Raw genomic sequence first — 2,543 nt, forward strand, 5'->3', positions numbered from 1 at the left:
ACTGCTCGCGGCGGGCGCGGGCGAGGGCGTCCGGGTCGACGTCGCCGACCAGGAACTCCTCGCCGGGACCGGCCCGCAGCGTCTCGGAGCCGTCGGGTGCGACCAGGGTGCTCAGCCCCGCGTAGCGCAGGTCGCCCTCGGCGTCGCAGCGGTTCACGTACGCCAGGTGGATCTGGTTCTCCAGGGCGCGCACCGGCACGATCCGCTCGGCCACCTCGGTGAAGGGCAGCATGAGCGCGGTGGGGACGAGGAGGAGTTCGGTGCCGGCGAGGGCGTGGGCGCGCACGGCCTCGGGGAACTCGACGTCGTAGCAGACCAGCAGGCCGACGCGGATCCCGTCGAGGTCGGCCTGGACCACCGGCTCCGCGCCCGGGGAGAACGCCCCGCGGTCCAGGTCGCCGAACAGGTGGGTCTTGCGGTAGGTCCGGCGGTCGCCGTTGGAGTCCACGAGCTGGACGGCGTTGTACACGGCGCCGTCGGCGCGCTCGGGGAAACCGTGGACGATGGCGACGCCGGTGTCGGCGGCGATGGCGGTGACCGCCTCGCTGAGGGGGCCGTCGTGGGGTTCGGCCAGCCGGGCCAGGAGGCCGGGGTCCAGGTTGTAGCCGGTCAGGGACATCTCGGGCCCCACCAGCAGGCGGGCTCCGGCGTCGGCGGCGGCTCTGGCACGCTCGGCGAGCCGGTCGAGGGCGGCGGCGGGGTCCGCGCCTGGTCCGGTGCCCTGGTCAAGGGCCACGCGCAGGGGTCCGCGTGTCACTGCCTCCCACCTCGCTTTTCTCCGTCGTCTCGGGGCCGCGTCCACTCTAGGTGGACGAACGCGCCGAAACAGTGCGCCCATACGGAGGATTCCCGCGTCTTTCCCGCGAGGTGCCGCTTTTTCTTGCGCCCGGGGACGGATTGGCGCGGCATGTGGTGCGCCGCACTCCCCCCGGGAACACGCGAGGGGGCCGGGGGATCCCCCGGCCCCCTCACACGCGGTTCCCGACCGGTCCGGCTAGGAGCGGACCTCGCTGACCTCGGGGTCGGTCTCCAGCGCGGAGCGGCGCATGCTGTAGGCGAAGTAGATCGCCACGCCGACGGCGAGCCAGACCAGGAAGGCCACCCACACGCTCATCGACATGCTGAACATGAGGTAGGCGCAGGCCAGCACGCCCAGGACCGGCGTGACCGGCGCCCCCGGCACGCGGAAGGCGCGCGGCAGGTCGGGCCTGCTGCGCCGCAGCACCAGGACGGCCACGTTGACCAGGGCGAAGGCGAAGAGGGTGCCGATGGCGGTGGCGTCGGCGAGCGGCCCGAGCGGGACCAGGGCGGCGAGCACCGCGATGAGCACGGAGGTGATGAGGGTGTTCGCGCGCGGGGTGCCCTTGGCGTCGAGGGTGGAGAAGGCCTTGGGGATGAGGCCGTCGCGCGACATGGCGTAGAGGATGCGGGTCTGGCTGTAGAGCACGACCAGGACCACGCTGGCCAGGGCCAGGACCGCACCGGCGGCGAAGATGACCGCCCACACGGGGGTGCCGGTGACCGCGGTCAGGATGCCCGCCAGGGAGGTCTCGCCGTCGACGAAGCCGGTCCAGTCGAGCGCGCCGACCGCCGCGAAGGCGACCAGGCAGTACAGCGCGGTGACCAGGATCATCGCGAACATGATCGCCCGGGGCAGGTCGCGCTGCGGGTTCTTGGCCTCCTCGCTCGCGGTGGAGACCGAGTCGAAGCCGATGTAGGAGAAGAACAGGGTGGCGCCCGCGGCGCTGACACCGGCCATGCCCATCGGCATGAACGGGGCGAAGTTGCCGTCCTGGACGGCGGTGATCGCGATGGCCACGAACATCACCAGGATGGCGACCTTGACGGCGACCATGACGGCGTTGACGCGGCTGCTCTCGCGGACCCCGGCGAGCAGGGCGAACATGGACAGCAGGACCACGACGGCGGCGGGCAGGTTGATCACGCCGCCCTCCAGGGGACCGGAGAGCACCGCGCCCGGCAGGGACAGGCCGGTGGTGAGCTGGAGGAGCTCGTTGATGTACTCGCCCCAGCCGACACCGACCGCGGCGACCGACACCCCGTAGGTGAGCATGAGGCACCAGCCGCACACCCAGGCCATGAACTCGCCGATGGTGGCGTAGCTGTAGGAGTAGGCGGAGCCGGAGGCGGGGATCATCCCGGCCATCTCGGCGTAGGCGAGCGCGGAGAACAGCGCGGTGATCCCGGCGAGCACGAACGAGACGATGACGGCCGGTCCGGCGACGGGGACGGCCTCGCCCAGCACGACGAAGATGCCGGTGCCCAGGGTGGCGCCGATCCCGATCATGGACAGCTGCCAGAAGCCCATGTGCCGCTGGAGGCCGCTGCCCTCGGAGTCCCGGGTCTCGGCGACGAGCCTCTCGATCGGCTTGCGCCTGGTGAGGCGCTGCCTCAGCGCGGGCGCACCGCCCGGGCCTGCGGCCCCGCGGGTGCCCGCCGGGCTCTTCTGGTCCACCACGTGTTTACTCCTCGTTCATGTACGTGGGCACACCGCTCCCCCGGGGGAGGTACGGCGGGGGGTG

The 2,543-nt window shown here is 72.3% G+C and carries 2 protein-coding genes; both read right to left on the reverse strand.

Going from position 1 to position 2,543, the window contains the following annotated elements; genetic code table 11:
• The coding region (locus DQW06_RS28130) for a carbon-nitrogen hydrolase family protein (protein WP_117199616.1) at positions 1 to 757 on the reverse strand (757 nt) is incomplete at its 3' end.
• A 237-nt stretch (positions 758 to 994) separates the two neighbouring features.
• Positions 995 to 2,479 (reverse strand): amino acid permease, encoded by a 1,485-nt coding sequence (locus tag DQW06_RS28135; RefSeq protein ID WP_013154627.1) that lies wholly within the window; start codon positions 2,477 to 2,479, stop codon positions 995 to 997.
• Positions 2,480 to 2,543 lie beyond the last annotated feature (64 nt).

The organism is Nocardiopsis sp. TNDT3 (assembly GCF_003427465.1).
GTDB lineage: Bacteria > Actinomycetota > Actinomycetes > Streptosporangiales > Streptosporangiaceae > Nocardiopsis > Nocardiopsis dassonvillei.